This window comes from Methylobacillus rhizosphaerae, assembly GCF_900187985.1.
GTDB classification, from domain to species: Bacteria; Pseudomonadota; Gammaproteobacteria; order Burkholderiales; family Methylophilaceae; genus Methylobacillus; species Methylobacillus rhizosphaerae.
The window spans coordinates 245,558-261,010 of record NZ_FZOA01000003.1 but is presented as its reverse complement, the minus strand read 5'-3'; the positions used below and the strand labels follow the sequence as shown (position 1 = coordinate 261,010).

Here is a 15,453-nt window from a genome sequence, read left to right as displayed (position 1 = left end):
ATAAATGCGTACTTTACCCGGACAGCTTGGCAAAGTACGCGGCGGCCTTTTTTAGGATATCTCGCTCATCCGTGACGCGACGCAGCTCAGCCTGAAGGCGACGGATTTCTGCTTGCTGATTAGAGGAGTGCTGTCGTTCGTCTTTAGGGGTGCCGCATCGCTTGATCCAAGCATAAATGCTATGACTTGAAACGCCCAACCGCTCAGCGACCTCTGCCACAGAAAACTGACGCTCAGTGACTTGCTTGACGGCGGCCTGTTTGAATTCTTCGGTGTAACGTTGTTGCTTGCTCATGATGTCTCCTCAACTTGCATAGTTTGAGGCTCTTGAGCTGTCTAGGAAAGTGGGGGCGATTCAATCGCTATGTTACTTTGCAACGATATCTTAGGAAGGTCTACACTGACCCCATGACTGGTGAGGCAGAGTGGGGAATTGTGACAGCGCCGGAGGGTGGCATCATGGGGGTATACAGCCACTCAGATAAGAGAGTCATCAAGACAGGAAATTTTAAATTTGTGGATCGGATGCTTGAGCAACAGGCAAGATATTCGGATTGGAAGTTTGTGTTTGTACCCGTCAATGTTGCAACTTCACTTAATTAAATAACTAAATCCTCCAAGATTTACCATAAAATTTTAAGAAAAATAATCTATCGGCATGCGTAGTCTACGTTTCAGGCCGTTCAGGCAGCGTTTGCGCCAGCGGCTCATTTGTTCGTGGCTGATGTGGTTCAGTTCCGGTTCCCAGAGTGGGCGTTCGCCTTGCACCAGGGCGCCGATATGGCTGAGTGCGGTCTGGGTTCTGGCGATGTAGAAGGCAAAATTGCGCAGCAGGCGTTTGTCCATGATGTGCATGCCGCGATACAGCATGTCTGGCAATCGTGACAGTCGCAATAGTCGGTCGGCCTGTGCCAGCCTGGTAATGGCACGCATGGCATCTGCCGGGGTGCAATTGAAGCAGGGCGCGATGAATTTGCCCAGGTGTTCCCGCTGGCTGAGGAGTAGTTGGGTGGGGGATTGTTCCAGCAGGGGGGCGAGGTAGGCATCCATGGCCCATTCTGCGCTGATGTGGGTGATCATGCTGTTTTCCAGCCACATGGCTTCATAAGCCGGGACGAAGTGGTTGTGGGCGATGACGTCGATATATAAATGGCTGGCGTAGCCGATGGCGATGGCGGTTTCTTCGTCGCTGCGGGCATTGGCGAGCATTTGCTGGGCGTTTTCCCAATAGTGGCTGTGGTTGAAGCGGCGCGACACTACGGCAAGGTCGGGCAGGCAGGCGCCCGCCATGACCAGGCGCGGGAATGAGCGTATTGCGCGCTGCAGGCGAGGGTCCAGCAGTGGCATGGCCCATAATAGGGAATGGGCAAAATATACGTGGGTGACCAGTCCCCATGCCAATGTATCCGTGCTGTAGCCTGCCAACGGAGCACACCATAATAAGGAGGTCAGGAGTTTGCCGATTTTCATACGGCGTAATGTGCTGGCTGGTGATGAATGGTTTGTGGCAAATTGATGATTTTATTGTGACAATGGAAGCGTCCCGGAGGAGTTTGTTATACTGCGGCGCTTCATTGTAAAAGTATCGTGCTGGGGAATTCATGGAAAGTCCGTACAAGGGTAAGACTGGCATGCGCCGCCTGATCAATGCTTTTGGCTATTCGGTCGAGGGTATCAAGGCGGCCTATTTGAATGAGGATGCATTCCGCCAGGAAGTATGGATGGCCGTGATATTGATTCCGCTAGCGCTTTACCTGGGACACGATGCGGTGGGCAAGGCGTTGATGATTGCTTCTGTGCTGCTGGTCATTGTGGTCGAGCTGCTCAATTCTGCGATTGAGGCGACTGTTGATCGTATTTCACTCGAGAATCACCAGCTTGCCAAGCGCGCCAAGGATATCGGCAGTGCGGCGGTATTACTGGCGCTGGTCAACTTGGCTGTGTGCTGGGGGCTGCTGATTTTCGCTTGAGTTTCTCACCAGAGCGGCGAGGATAGCAGGCGTAGGCCAAAACTCAGCCATTGTTCCTCCCCACGATGATTCATGCGGTTGCCATAGGTGGTGTCTATCTGTATCCGGTCATGTACCAGCCAGTAACGTAGGCCTGCCTGATAAAACGGGCGTGAGCGGTGATCGCCATATACTTCTGCGATCAAGTCCACCGTGTTTGAGACTGGCATTTCTGAGCCTATACCCCAGGTGAGATTGGTTCTATTCTTCTCTTTGTCATGTAGTGCGCCAAGGTTGGTGTGCAGGATCAGTCTGTCACTGAAAAAAGAGGCACTTGCCGGCAGGTAGGCATAGGTATTGCCGACCATGCTGGAGTTGTTGTCCAGCCTGGGATGCTGTGCGTAGCCCACCACTACTCCATAGCCATAACTATCGGTCTCCAGGGATTTGAGCAGCAGTTTGGCTTGCATCATCAGGTCTGTATTGTGGGCAGCGTGGTCTTCTCGCGTGATTGCACCCCCGAGTGTCAGTTCCATGTTCTCGGCCGGGCTGCATCCGGGCAACGCCCAATATTCTGTGCTGTGCCGGTTGCGCTTGACCCAGGATTCCAGCTGGCAGCTGTTTGGGTCCACCACTCTGGCATCATCAGTGATCATGGGACGTGCTGCCATGGCAGTGACAGGGAGCAGCAAAGCCAATAGCGTGGAAATGGCAAAATTTCTCATGGCGCAAGCATAACCGGAAAATGTGACGCGCACGTGGCAATTCATGGAAGCGTCATAATCGCAAGGTATCGTTGCCAGTATGTATTCTCAAGACTGGAATGGAATCTCGTGAAAATATTATTCATCTCGGATGTGTATTTTCCTCGCGTCAATGGTGTTTCGACTTCAATCCGCACTTTTGCGGCACAGATGCAATCGCTCGGTCACGAAGTACACCTGATCGCGCCGGATTATGGCGTTGCGACGGAAGATGAGGCGTGGATCAAGCGCATCCCCGCGCGTAGCATCTATTTTGACCCGGAAGACAGGTTGATGCGTTACCGGGCTGCGCTCAAGCTGCTGCCCGAGTTGCGGGAAGAGAATTATGACATTGTGCATATCCACACACCCTTCGTGGCGCATTACCTCGGCATCAAGCTCGCGCGCTTACTGGACATACCCTGCCTGGAAACCTATCACACCTTCTTTGAGGATTATATGCATCACTACTTGCCATGGATGCCAAAATCCATGGCGCGCAGGATAGCGATCAATACCTCGCGACGGCAATGCAATGCGGTCAATGCAGTGGTTGCACCCTCGCAGCCCATGCTGGATGCATTGCGCCATTATGGCGTCAATGCCAGCGCGGAAGTGATTCCTACCGGCTTGCAGGAAAAAAGCTTTGAAGAAGCGGATGGCGAGGCTTTCCGCGACCGCTATGGCATCTCGCGTCAGCGGCCCGTAGCCTTGTTCGTGGGGCGCGTCGCCCATGAGAAGAATATCGACTTCCTGTTGCGTATGGCCAATGAACTAAGGCGTCAGCAGCCTGACATGCTGTTGGTTGTTGCCGGAGAAGGACCGGCACAAAAACATCTGGAAACCTTGAGTGCTGAACTGGCGCTGGATGACAACATCAAGTTCATTGGTTACCTGGATCGCAATACGGAATTGAATGCCTGCTACAAGGCGGCGGATGTCTTTGTGTTCGCTTCCAGGACGGAAACTCAGGGCCTGGTGTTGCTGGAAGCCATGGCACAGGGAGTGCCTGTCGTAGCGCTGGCTGAGCTGGGCACCAAGTCCATCCTGATTGAAGGCGAGGGTGCGATGATTGCGCCTGAGGACGAGCGTATTTTCGCTTCAAAGGTGTTCGGCCTGTTTGCCAATCCTGGCAAGCGTGCCAAGCTGGGGCAGGTAGCCCGGCAATATGCGCAGAAGCGCTGGACTTCACGCCTGCAGGCCGAGCGCATGTTGCAGTTCTACCAGCGTGTGCAAAGCCGGGATGCCTTTCATGCCTTGAATGTCGACCTTAAAACCAGGAGCAGCTAACAGGTACTTTGATGATAAGCTAGGCCTGTTAGCCGGGATGGGGAGCAGGCATGCGGATTATCGTGATGGGCAGTGGCGTGATTGGTGTGGCAACGGCCTGGTACCTTGCCGAAGCAGGCCATGAAGTCACGGTGTTGGACAGACAGAACGGGCCGGCACTTGAAACCAGTTATGCTAATGCAGGGCAGGTTTCTCCCGGCTATGCCAGCCCCTGGGCTGCCCCCGGCGTTCCCCTCAAGGCACTCAAGTGGATGCTGCGTCGCCACGCTCCATTATTCATCAAGCCGGATGGTAGCTGGCAGCAATTGCGCTGGATGTGGCAGCTATTGCAGCATTGTACAGCTGCCTGTTACGAGCAGAACAAGGCACGTATGGTACGGCTTGCCGAATACAGTCGCGATTGCCTGGATCAACTCCGCGCCGATACTGAAATTGAGTACGAGGGTAGGCAGGGCGGCACCTTACAACTGTTTCGCACCCAGGAGCAACTGGATGCCGCGGTGCGGGATATCGAAGTGCTGCGCTTTGCCCATGTGCCTTTCGAGTTATTGCCACGATCACTCCTGACCAAAGCCGAGCCAGCGCTGGAAAACGTCAAGCACAAATTAACCGGTGGCCTATGGTTGCCGCATGATGAAACTGGGGATTGCCACCTGTTCACGGTTCGGCTAGCAGAAATGGCGGCTGCTAAAGGTGTGCAGTTCCGTTATGGGCAGGATATCAGTCAGCTTGAGATCGAGGCTGGCAATGTGCAAAGCGTCGTCGCCAATGGCGAACGCTTGCAGGCAGATGCTTATATTGTCGCTTTGGCAGCGTATTCAAAGGGACTTCTGCAAGGCATATTGAAGCTGCCTGTGTATCCAGTAAAAGGCTATTCGATCACCGTGCCCATCATCGAGCCTGCCAATGCGCCTGTTTCCACAATACTGGACGAAACCTATAAAACTGCCGTGACGCGCTTTGACAACCGTATCCGCGTTGGTGGTATGGCGGAGCTGGTCGGCTTTGACCGCCGCCTTAGCCCTAGAAGGGAATCTACCTTGAAAATGATTGTCAGCGACCTGTTCCCCGGCGCTGCCGATTTGAGCCAAACAAGTTTCTGGACAGGGCTGCGTCCCATGACACCTGATGGCACGCCGATTGTAGGCGCAACGCCTATCCCCAATCTCTATCTGAACACCGGGCACGGTACGCTCGGTTGGACCATGGCTTGCGGCTCAGGGAAATTGCTGGCCGATATTATCTCGGGCAGGGCAGCGGATATCCGGCATGATGATTTAGGGTTGCAGCGCTATACAGCAAGGGGATGCATGTGTAATAAAAAAGCCGGGAAACCCGGCTTGGAGAGGTGATATTGCTATAAAAATCTAGCCAAATTTACCTGTGATGTAATCTTCCGTTTCCTTGCGTCCCGGATTGGTGAATATCTTGTCGGTGTCATCGTATTCGATCAATTCACCGAGATACATATAGGCGGTGTAGTCAGAAACGCGGGCAGCTTGTTGCATATTGTGCGTGACCACCAGGATGGTGAGTTTGTTGCGCAGTTCTGACATCAGCTCCTCGATGCTGGCAGTGGCAATCGGGTCCAGTGCGGAGGTCGGTTCGTCGAACAGCATGATTTCGGGATCAGTTGCCAGTGCGCGCGCAATACAGAGACGTTGTTGCTGACCGCCGGAAAGATTGAATGCAAGGTCGTGCAGGCGGTTTTTCACTTCATCCCACAAAGCCGCACCCTTGAGTGCTTCTTCCACTTTGTCATCCACTACGCGCTTGTTGCGTTCGCCGCGAACGCGCAGGCCGTAGGCCACATTTTCATAAATGGATTTCGGGAATGGGTTAGGCTTCTGGAACACCATGCTGATGCGCATACGGACTTCGATCGGGTCCACGCCGCTATCCAGGATATTGGTGTTATCCGGGTGCATGACGATCTGGCCGTCGTACTTGTTGCCGGGGTAGAGGTCGTGCATACGGTTGAAGCAGCGCAGGAATGTGGATTTGCCACAGCCTGATGGGCCGATCAGGGCGGTGATGCGTTTTTCGTACAAGGCCATGGAGATGCCTTTGAGCGCCTTGTGGCCGCTGCTGTAGTAGAAATTCAGGTCGCGCGATTCAGCTTTGACCGGGCTGGTGATGGTTGCCATGATATTGATGTCCTGATTCTGAATAATTTTGTGTGCGATTGGATTACCACTTGATGTTCTTGCGGATGCGGTAACGCAGCCAGATTGCGGTGGCATTCATGAGCAATGTCACGACAATGATCAAGGCGCCTGTGGCTGCGGCATTGATATGGAATGCATGATCCGGGCGCGATAACCAGTTGAACATCTGGATTGGCAATACGGTGAAACCGGAGCTTAACCATTCAACGTTGATGAATGGTGCGACATCGCTGACCGGTGACGGCGGCAGGAATGCAATGAAGGTCAGCGCGCCTATGGTAATGATGGGAGCTGTTTCACCGATTGCGCGGGCCATGCCGATGATGACGCCGGTAAGGATGCCGCCGGAGGCATAATGCAGTACGTGATGGAATACCACTTGCCATTTGGTCGCGCCGACAGCATAGGCAGCTTCACGGATGGCAATCGGAATGCCGCGGATGGATTCACGGGTGTTCACGATGACGATAGGCAGGATCAACAAGCCTAGCGTGAGGCCCGCTGTCAGGATACTTTCCCCGAAACCCAGGCCATAGACGAACAGGCCCAGTGCCAACAAACCATAGACAATGGAAGGGACACCTGCCAGGTTGGTGACGTTGATTTCGATGAGGTCGGAAAACCAGTTCTTGGGGGCGTATTCTTCCAGGTATACCCCGGCAGCGACACCCATGGGGACTGCCGAGATGAATGTGACCAGCATCACCAGCAGGGAGCCTACCCAGGCTGAGAGCAGGCCGGCATGGGCTGCCTTGCGTGAGGGATAGTTGGTCAGGAAGTCGAGGCTGAAGCGGGGATAGCCCGTTGCCACCAGGTCAATGAACAGGGTGAACAGGGTGAGCAGGCCCAGCATCAAGGCTAACAGACCGATAATCGAGAAGATAAAGTCGTTACGCTTGTGCTTGCGGATCATGGCCCTCACTTCAGCGAGGTTTGCCAATACGGATGCTTGTGTCGTCATGATTTAGTATGTCTCGCGGAATTTCTTGCGGGTAATGTGGCCGATGATATTGAATGTCAGGGTCATCAGCATCAGCACCAGGCCGGCAGCAAAAATACTTTGATAGCCAACGCTGCCGTGAGGCAAGTCACCCATGGCGACTTGTACGATATAGGCGGTAATGGTGGCGGCGCTTTCCATGGGGTTGAATGTCAGGTTGGGTTGTTGGCCAGCAGCCAGTGCAACCACCATGGTTTCACCTACAGCACGTGAAATACCGAGAATATAGGCAGCGATGATGCCTGAAATGGCTGCTGGAGCGACCACCCGGATTGCTGTCTGGAAGCGGGTCGCGCCCATGGCATAAGAACCTTCACGCATGCTCATTGGCACGGAGCGCATGGCATCTTCTGCCATGGAGCTGATGTATGGGATGATCATGATGCCCATGACAATACCGGGTCCCAACATATTGAAGCCTGGCAGTTCAGGAAAAATACGTTGTAGTAGCGGGGTGACGAACAGTAAGGCAAAGTAGCCAAAGACGACAGTAGGCACGCCGATCAAAAGTTCCAGGATCGGTTTGACAATTTCCCGAGTGCGGTGGGAGGCAAACTCCGAAAGATAGATGGCACCAATGGTTCCGAGTGGAATGGCGACTGCCAGTGCGATGGCCGAGGTGGTCAAAGTACCAGAAACCAGAGGCAGAATGCCGTAATGTGCATTCTCAAACAGGGGGGTCCACTGTGTATCGGTCAGGAAATCCCATAGGGATACATGCTCGAAAAAAGTGAAGGATTCGTACAGCAGAATCACAACGATGGAAATAGTAGTGGCAACAGCAGAAAGTGCTGCCAGCATCAGGATGAATTCAATGACGCGTTCCAGAACATGACGACGCACATTCTTGGCCAGGCGGGCACTGATGGTAGGTTCTGCAGGTTTTTGTAACACTTGGGAGGCCATGATCATATTAATGATTCGTGCATTGTAACGGAATGAAGCGATGTGAGCGAAGGCGGGAAAGCTGAAGTATCAGGTTTCCCGCCATGCAGGTTATTTGATCCGTTTCAGCAGATCGGTAATTTTGACACCAACTTCCGGCTCGCCGTTGAAGCCAGTCCCGACTTTTTGGGATTTCCAATGATCATTCACTGCTGCATATTCATTGGCTGGCAAGGCAACATATTTCACTTCTTCGACCAGTTCTTTGCTGTTTGCCAGGTAGAAATCAATGAATGCCTTGACGTTGGGATTGCTCTTGGCGGCATTGGCACTGACATAGATGAACAGTGGGCGTGATAATGGCTGGTATGTGCCATTCATCACAGTTTCACGAGAGGGCAGTACGCCAGGGGCACCAGCCTTGGCGACGATAGGCACAGCCTTGACGCGGCTGCTGTTTTCTTCGTAATAGGCGTAGCCGAAATAGCCGGTGGCAGCGATGTCACTGGCAACACCTTGTACCAGTACATTGTCATCTTCAGAAGCAGTAAAGTCGCCGCGGCTGGATTTGGCCTTGCCTACAATGGCTTCGGTGAAGTAATCGAAAGTACCAGAGTCGGAACCTGCGCCAAACAACTTGACCGGGGTATCGGGCCAGCTTGGATTGACTTGCTTCCAGGTTTTAATCGTGCCCTGTGCTTCTGGCTCCCACAGCTTTTTCAGCTCTTCCACTGTGAAGCTCTTGATAAAGGTATTCTTGGGATTGATGACTACGGTCAGCGCATCATAGGCGACGGGGAGTTCAATAAATTCAATGCCAGCTGCCTTACAGGCTTCCATTTCCTTGGCAAGAATCGGGCGGGAAGCTTCGGAGATATCTGTTTCACCGCGACAGAATTTCTTGAAACCGCCACCGGTACCGGAAATGCCGACAGTAACCTTGATACGCTTGGCTTTCTGGAACTCTTCAGCGACTGCTTCCGTGATCGGATATACAGTGCTGGAGCCATCAATACGGATAATATCGTTCTTGTTTGCTGCAGCATCCGCATGTGAAATGGAGAAAGCAGTGGCAACGAGAGCAGCAACACCTGCTGCCTTCAGTATTTGGTGTGGAACAAATTGGGATTGCATAGAGGCTCCATTGGGTTAGTCATCATGTCACCTGGAATCTGGGATTTCCCGTTTCATTGGCAACTGCGCAAATATAAAGCGTGAATATTTCATATTTGTGACAAATGACAAAATACCAGATTGATGGACATGGGTGATAGCCATAATGTCAGCAGACTGTATATTGCCGACAACGGGCAATCAGGCATTAATGTATAATTACGCGTTTTGAAATCAGTACATTCGGACAAATTTAGTATGGACGCAGAACAACTCAACCTTATTGACCACCGTCTGGATGACCTGGCCGAGCGTCATCTGGCTCTTCGGGGGTATCTTTGACTTCGAGACCAAGCAACAACGCCTGGAAGAAGTCTCTCAACTGCTGGAAGACCCGAATATCTGGAACGATAACGAACGTTCACAAAAACTAGGCAAGGAACGCCGGGAACTGGAATTCATCGTCAATTCGCTGACAGAAGTCGATAATGGCGTACGCGACAGTCGCGAATTGTTCGAAATGGCGCGGGAAGAGAATGACGATGACACCCTGTTGAGTATAGATAATGATACGCAGGCGCTGGAGAAGGTGGTGGGGGAAATGGAATTCCGTCGCATGTTCGCCCACCCGATGGACCCGAATAACTGCTTCCTCGACATCCAGGCTGGATCAGGCGGTACAGAAGCCCAGGATTGGGCTTCCATGCTGTTGCGTATGTATCTGCGCTACTGTGAGAACAAGAATTTCAAGGTGGAAGTGCTGGAAGAGTCCGAAGGGGATGTGGCGGGTATCAAGAGTGCCTCGCTGAAGATTTCCGGTGACTATGCTTATGGCTTCCTGCGCACTGAGAGTGGCGTACACCGTCTGGTGCGCAAGTCGCCGTTCGATTCCGGCAACCGTCGCCATACTTCGTTCGCCAGCGTATTTGTCTATCCAGAGGTAGATGATTCCATTGTGGTCGAGATCAATCCTGCCGATTTGCGTATCGATACCTATCGTGCTTCGGGCGCGGGTGGTCAGCACATCAATAAAACTGATTCTGCCGTGCGTATCACCCACTTGCCGACCAATACCGTCGTACAGTGCCAGAATGACCGCTCGCAGCATCGTAACAAAGATGAAGCGATGAACATGCTGAAGGCGCAGTTGTATGCGTTGGAACTGCGTAAGCGCAACGAGGAAAAACAGGCGATGGAAGACGCCAAGACCGATATCGGCTGGGGTCACCAGATCCGTTCTTACGTACTCGATAATTCGCGCATCAAGGATTTGCGCACCAACGTGGAAATCGGCAATACCCAGAGCGTGCTGGACGGCGACCTGGATCCATTTATTTCTGAAAGTTTGAAGCAGGGAGTGTAAGGGTGAGTGACGCACAAAATTCCAAGACGGCTGATGAAGCAGCTAATGGGCAGCAGGATGAAAACCACGTAATTGCCGAGCGCCGCGAGAAGCTCAAGGCGATTCGTGAAAAAGGTGTGGCCTTCCCCAATGACTTCAAGCCGGAGCATGCAGCGCAAAGCCTGCATGACAGCTATGACGCTTTGGAAGGTGAGGCATTGGATGCGCAGGCGCTGCATGTGGCGATTGCCGGCCGCATGATGTTGAAGCGCGTCATGGGCAAGGCCAGTTTTGCCACAGTGCAGGACAAGAGTGGTCGCATCCAGGTGTTTATCACCAGGGAAAATATCGGCGAAGAAACCTACGATGCCTTCAAGAAATGGGATCTGGGTGACATCATCGCCGCGCGAGGCGTGTTGTTCAAGACCAAGACTGGTGAGCTGTCGATCAAGGTGAGCGAACTGCGCCTGTTGACCAAATCGCTGCGTCCCCTGCCGGAAAAATTCCACGGCCTGGCTGACCAGGAAACCAAGTACCGTCAACGTTATGTCGACTTGATTGTTTCTGAGGAAACCCGCGCTACTTTTATTGCGCGCAGCAAGATTGTGGCAGCTATCCGTGCCTTCATGCTCAGCCACGAGTTCCTGGAAGTGGAAACGCCAATGTTGCACCCGATCCCGGGCGGCGCTTCAGCCAAGCCATTCATCACGCACCACAACGCGCTGGATATGCAGATGTATATGCGTATTGCGCCGGAACTTTACCTCAAGCGCCTGATCGTGGGCGGGTTCGAGCGCGTGTTCGAGATCAATCGTAATTTCCGTAACGAAGGGCTGAGTGTACGTCACAATCCTGAGTTCACCATGATGGAATTCTATGCGGCGTACACGGATTACAAGTGGCTGATGGATTTCACAGAGCACTGTATCCGTGCTGCAGCCATTGCCGCATGTGGTTCTGCCGTTGTGCAGTATCAGGGTCGTGAGCTTGACCTGGGCAAGCCATTCGAGCGCCTGACCATTGTGGGCGCCATCCAGAAATATGCGCCGCAATACACGCTGGAGCAGTTGGATGATGCGGTCTTCCTGCGCGCCGAGCTCAAGAAGTTTGGCGTAGAGGCGTTTGCGCATGCCGGACTGGGCGCGTTGCAACTGGCATTATTCGAGGAAACTGCCGAGAGCCAGCTATGGAACCCGACGTACATTATCGATTACCCGGTAGAGGTTTCTCCATTGGCACGGGCTTCAGATAGCAATCCGGCAATCACTGAGCGTTATGAGTTGTTCATTACAGGACGCGAGATTGCTAATGGTTTCTCTGAGTTAAATGATGCGGAAGACCAGGCTGCGCGTTTCCAGGCCCAGGTAGCCGCCAAGGAGGCCGGAGATGATGAGGCCATGTATTACGATGCTGATTTCATCCGCGCGCTGGAATATGGCATGCCTCCCACGGGTGGATGCGGTATTGGTATAGACCGTTTGGTGATGTTGTTGACTGATAGTCCAAGCATACGGGATGTGATTCTGTTCCCGCACATGCGGCCAGAAAGTTAATCTCCCAGCATTTAAATACTGACCAGGCCGGAATATTTTCCGGCCTTTCTTTTTGTTGCTCATGAACGACAGAGTGATATGGTCATGATGTCGAACGCTACCATGTTGGCTATCCGACCATATAACGGTGTTTGCGTCGGATATGGATTGCTGATTCACGGTTGGAGCGGGGAGAGGAAATGCCTGCTGGGGACAGGGATCGTCGTAGATTAACGACGTTTTTCTGGAAAATCTCTTGTGAAAAGTGAATTGTATTCATTATTGCATTGATTATTAATGAATATATTTTTACGGCACATACTTTGCTATCTATGTATGGTCTCGATTTATCCTGTAAAGGGTGAGTCTATTTGTCATAGCCAAACGAGAGGTTTCATTCATGTTGAACAAGCAAGGTCTATTCAGTCGTACTCCCACTCCTCAAGGCAGCAGCAGTGTCAATCCCGCTACTTCCGCATCTTTGAACAGCAAGCCTGAAGTAAGCCCGACACATCATGTTGCCACTGCAAGTAGTGTTGCTACTCCAGTGAAGACGGAAGCAGCTGGTACACAACTGGATACCCAAACAGGAAGTCGCCTGATTGTGGGGCCTGATGTCAAATTGAAAGGCGCTGAAATCCAGGACTGTGACATTCTTGTAGTCGAAGGCCGAGTTGAAGCCACCATGGATAGTCGTGTGATCCAGATTGCCGAGAATGGCGCATTCTCCGGCAAGGTAGGGATTGATGTAGCTGAAGTGCGCGGGCATTTTGAGGGTGAATTGACTGCACGCAGCCAGCTGATCATTCACTCGACCGGGCGTGTCAGTGGCAAGATACGTTATGGCAAGATACTAATTGAAGAGGGCGGAGAGCTGTCTGGTGATATTGCATCAATTTCTGCAGAAGATAATGCAGGCAAGGTCAAGCGCATCCAGTCTGCAGCATCTTGATAGGGAAGCGGAGATAGCAAAAAAGCCCCGGATGGGGCTTTTTTGTTGTTGATGAAGATGCTTTAACTGCTGGCAGCCATTGCTTCCTTGGAGTGGTATTTGCCTATGAGGCTGTCCCACTCGATAGTGACCTTGCCGCCAGTCAACTGATACTGCTTTTGCCAGCCGCTCAGTAACTCGATGCAGGCATGGTCAATATACTCAAGATCGTCGAATTGCACATGCACATCACGGCCGGCGATCAGCCTATCGAGTACGGCTACCAACTTGGGAATGCCGAGCAGGGTGGCAGAACCCTTGAGGTGGAGGATGGTTCTGTCACTGTGGGTTTTATGCTCGGCCCGGATGGAGACATGGGAAAACACATATAAAAGTTTGGCAACGGACAGTAGCAGGCCGGTGACGACCCCTGCCAGCAGATTGAAACTGACAATGGTCACAATGGTAATAATGTAAATGCCCAGCTCGGCTTTGCCGTAACTCAAGAGTTGCTTGGCTACTTTGGGATAGGCCAGTTTATATCCAGTGTAGACCAGGACGCCAGCCAGGGTGGCAACCGGGATGTATTCCAGCGTGAACAGGAACACGCTGATGAAAAGCAACAGCCAGATACCATGCAGGATGGTGGAGGCGCGAGATGTTGCGCCAGCTTCCACATTGGCACTGGAGCGAACTATCACGCCTGTCATCGGCAGGGCGCTCAGGAAACCACAAATGGTGTTGCCCAGGCCTTGCGCCATCAATTCACGATCATATTTGGTGCGGGCGCCATGATGCATTTGATCCACTGCTGCACAAGATAACAATGATTCGGCACTGGCAATGAATGCCAATGAAATGACGGCAAGCAGCACACCTGCAGTCATCGATGCTTCGGCGGTGCTCAGTGTGGGGGTAATGATAGTGCCCAGGATATTTTGCAGGTTAGTCGGGCCATCAAACAAGTCAGTGAGATATTTGACGTCAAAACTGAATACATTGGCGACGATGACTGCCAGTACCACACCAATCAATGCACCCGGGATAAGCTTGAGCCTGGCAGGTGCATAGCGTGTCCACAAGACGATGGAAACAATGGTTATCAGTCCGGTAATGGCGGCATAGATATTACCTCCATGCGAAGCAAAAGTTTCAATCAAGCCACTGGGAATATCCATCAGGTTCTGGATGCCACTGGACAAAGGATCCCTGTCCAGCATGATGTGGAACTGGGATCCGATAATCAGGATGCCAATACCGCCCAGCATGCCATGGATCACGGCAGGCGAAATGGCGCGAAACCACACGCCAAGCTTGAAGATGCCGGCCAGAACTTGCACAAGGCCAGCCAACAATACAATTATGCCGTAAATGGCAATGCCGAACTCTGCCACAATATCAGCCACAATCACTACCAACCCAGCTGCTGGGCCACTGACAGTGAGGGGGGAGCCTGAGATCGAGCCAACGACGAGGCCGCCGATGATGCCTGTAATGATGCCAGCTGTTGGAGGGAGACCTGATGCAATAGCGATGCCCAGGCATAAGGGCACTGCTACCAGGAATACAACAATGGAAGCGAAGAAATCCTTGCTGAGACCGCCGGAGCTTGCTGCGGCCGTAGTAGTTTGAGCTGTCATATGTGAAATCTATTTAATGAGGGAAATGATTCAGTGCTGCCTTAGTTCTGCACCAAGGGATGGTCTGCACTAAATATTTGGTAGCTTTGCGGGAAGGTGACTTCCGCTGTCCCTACATCATAGATGCCGCCTACTATGCCAATCTCACCTTTGTTCAGCAGGTCACGCAGAATTTCACTGGAATTCCAGATGTTGTCGATCTGGGTTTTGACGTTGAGGTCACATACGTGACTGACAAAGGTAGCATTGGATGAATCCCGGTTTTCTTTTATCGCGGATTCTGCTTCCACTGCAGGGAAAATCATTTTGGTGATTTCACCGATATGGCCACCAGAATAACCATCGCAGGCTGCTTTTACTGCACCACAATTCGAATGGCCCAATACCACGATCAATTTGCTGCCCAGGTATTTGCAGGAATATTCCAAACTGCCGATAGCCTTGCGTGAAGCAATGTTGCCAGCCAGGCGCACACTGAACAAATCGCCCAGGCCTTGATCGAAAATCAGTTCTGTTGCTGTACGGGAATCGCTGCAGCTGAGAATGGCAGCAAAAGGATGTTGCTTATCTTTGATGATGTTGACGACATTAAGTAAATCACGGTGTGCTGAAATATTTTGTGTAAAACGTGTATTGCCTTCTATCAGAATGGCGAGTGCTTCTTGAGGGGACATTTTGTCACGGTCTTTTAATGGATGCTTATACATATATCCAATTCTCCTTCTAAGTTAAAAATTAACACATTTTATGGGAATTTCTGCATCAGTAGTCTTTAATAAAGACAGATGGTGAATGATTTTGTTCAGTATTGATATGATTATTATAGGTAATTTTTTGTATTTCTATAAATAACTTATTGT

The 15,453-nt window shown here is 51.9% G+C and carries 14 protein-coding genes and 1 pseudogene; 6 read left to right on the top strand and 9 right to left on the bottom strand.

The features are described from left to right. Positions 1-295 (bottom strand): annotated as a pseudogene (locus CHB59_RS04975) (transposase); the annotation flags it as partial. 341 nt (positions 296-636) lie between these two features. After that, entirely contained in the window at positions 637-1,470 is an 834-nt protein-coding gene (locus tag CHB59_RS04965; RefSeq protein WP_089375124.1) for a zinc dependent phospholipase C family protein, read from the bottom strand. A 131-nt stretch (positions 1,471-1,601) separates the two neighbouring features. Between CHB59_RS04965 and CHB59_RS04960 the strand changes: the two genes are divergently transcribed. Beyond that, positions 1,602-1,970, top strand: a complete 369-nt coding sequence (locus CHB59_RS04960; RefSeq protein WP_089375123.1) for a diacylglycerol kinase — start codon at positions 1,602-1,604, stop codon at positions 1,968-1,970. A 5-nt stretch (positions 1,971-1,975) separates the two neighbouring features. On the opposite strand, the gene CHB59_RS04955 is transcribed toward CHB59_RS04960, so the two are convergent. Then, positions 1,976-2,707 (bottom strand): hypothetical protein, encoded by a 732-nt coding sequence (locus tag CHB59_RS04955; RefSeq protein ID WP_245835038.1) that lies wholly within the window; start codon positions 2,705-2,707, stop codon positions 1,976-1,978. A gap of 75 nt (positions 2,708-2,782) precedes the next feature. Between CHB59_RS04955 and CHB59_RS04950 the strand changes: the two genes are divergently transcribed. Both CHB59_RS04950 and CHB59_RS04945 read left to right on the top strand, forming a co-directional pair. Beyond that, positions 2,783-3,982, top strand: a complete 1,200-nt coding sequence (locus tag CHB59_RS04950; RefSeq protein WP_089375122.1) for a glycosyltransferase — start codon at positions 2,783-2,785, stop codon at positions 3,980-3,982. 50 nt (positions 3,983-4,032) lie between these two features. Beyond that, positions 4,033-5,334 (top strand): D-amino acid dehydrogenase, encoded by a 1,302-nt coding sequence (locus CHB59_RS04945; protein ID WP_089375121.1) that lies wholly within the window; start codon positions 4,033-4,035, stop codon positions 5,332-5,334. Between the two features lie 15 nt (positions 5,335-5,349). On the opposite strand, the gene pstB is transcribed toward CHB59_RS04945, so the two are convergent. The 4 genes from pstB to CHB59_RS04925 all read right to left on the bottom strand — a co-directional run bounded on the left by pstB (position 5,350) and on the right by CHB59_RS04925 (position 9,169). Continuing rightward, a complete protein-coding gene (gene pstB / locus CHB59_RS04940) occupies positions 5,350-6,129 on the bottom strand; it encodes a phosphate ABC transporter ATP-binding protein PstB (RefSeq protein ID WP_089375120.1) in 780 nt (259 codons plus the stop codon). A 43-nt stretch (positions 6,130-6,172) separates the two neighbouring features. Continuing rightward, on the bottom strand, positions 6,173-7,111 hold the full coding sequence (gene pstA, locus CHB59_RS04935; protein WP_089375119.1) for a phosphate ABC transporter permease PstA: 939 nt from the start codon (positions 7,109-7,111) through the stop codon (positions 6,173-6,175). 3 nt (positions 7,112-7,114) lie between these two features. Next, a complete protein-coding gene (gene pstC / locus CHB59_RS04930; RefSeq protein WP_089375118.1) occupies positions 7,115-8,062 on the bottom strand; it encodes a phosphate ABC transporter permease subunit PstC in 948 nt (315 codons plus the stop codon). A gap of 84 nt (positions 8,063-8,146) precedes the next feature. After that, on the bottom strand, positions 8,147-9,169 hold the full coding sequence (locus CHB59_RS04925; protein ID WP_089375117.1) for a PstS family phosphate ABC transporter substrate-binding protein: 1,023 nt from the start codon (positions 9,167-9,169) through the stop codon (positions 8,147-8,149). Between the two features lie 237 nt (positions 9,170-9,406). On the opposite strand from CHB59_RS04925, the gene prfB reads away from it, so the two are divergent. The 3 genes from prfB to CHB59_RS04910 all read left to right on the top strand — a co-directional run bounded on the left by prfB (position 9,407) and on the right by CHB59_RS04910 (position 12,974). Then, positions 9,407-10,511, top strand: a protein-coding gene (gene prfB / locus CHB59_RS04920; protein WP_143738692.1) for a peptide chain release factor 2 whose coding sequence is annotated in 2 segments (ribosomal slippage) — positions 9,407-9,487 and positions 9,489-10,511 — 1,104 coding nt in all. Because the reading frame shifts where the segments join, the coding sequence is not laid out codon by codon here. 2 nt (positions 10,512-10,513) lie between these two features. Continuing rightward, the gene (gene lysS / locus CHB59_RS04915; protein ID WP_089375115.1) at positions 10,514-12,043 is read left to right on the top strand and encodes a lysine--tRNA ligase; all 1,530 of its coding nucleotides are present in this window, start codon (positions 10,514-10,516) and stop codon (positions 12,041-12,043) included. Between the two features lie 379 nt (positions 12,044-12,422). After that, positions 12,423-12,974 (top strand): bactofilin family protein, encoded by a 552-nt coding sequence (locus CHB59_RS04910; RefSeq protein ID WP_089375114.1) that lies wholly within the window; start codon positions 12,423-12,425, stop codon positions 12,972-12,974. Positions 12,975-13,036: 62 nt separating this feature from the next. Here CHB59_RS04910 and CHB59_RS04905 read toward each other — a convergent pair whose 3' ends face one another. Then, positions 13,037-14,593 (bottom strand): SulP family inorganic anion transporter, encoded by a 1,557-nt coding sequence (locus tag CHB59_RS04905; protein ID WP_089375113.1) that lies wholly within the window; start codon positions 14,591-14,593, stop codon positions 13,037-13,039. Between the two features lie 41 nt (positions 14,594-14,634). Next, positions 14,635-15,300 carry a carbonic anhydrase gene (locus tag CHB59_RS04900; RefSeq protein WP_089375112.1) on the bottom strand — a complete coding sequence of 222 codons (666 nt, stop codon included), beginning with the start codon at positions 15,298-15,300 and terminating at the stop codon, positions 14,635-14,637. Between the last annotated feature and the right edge of the window lie 153 nt (positions 15,301-15,453).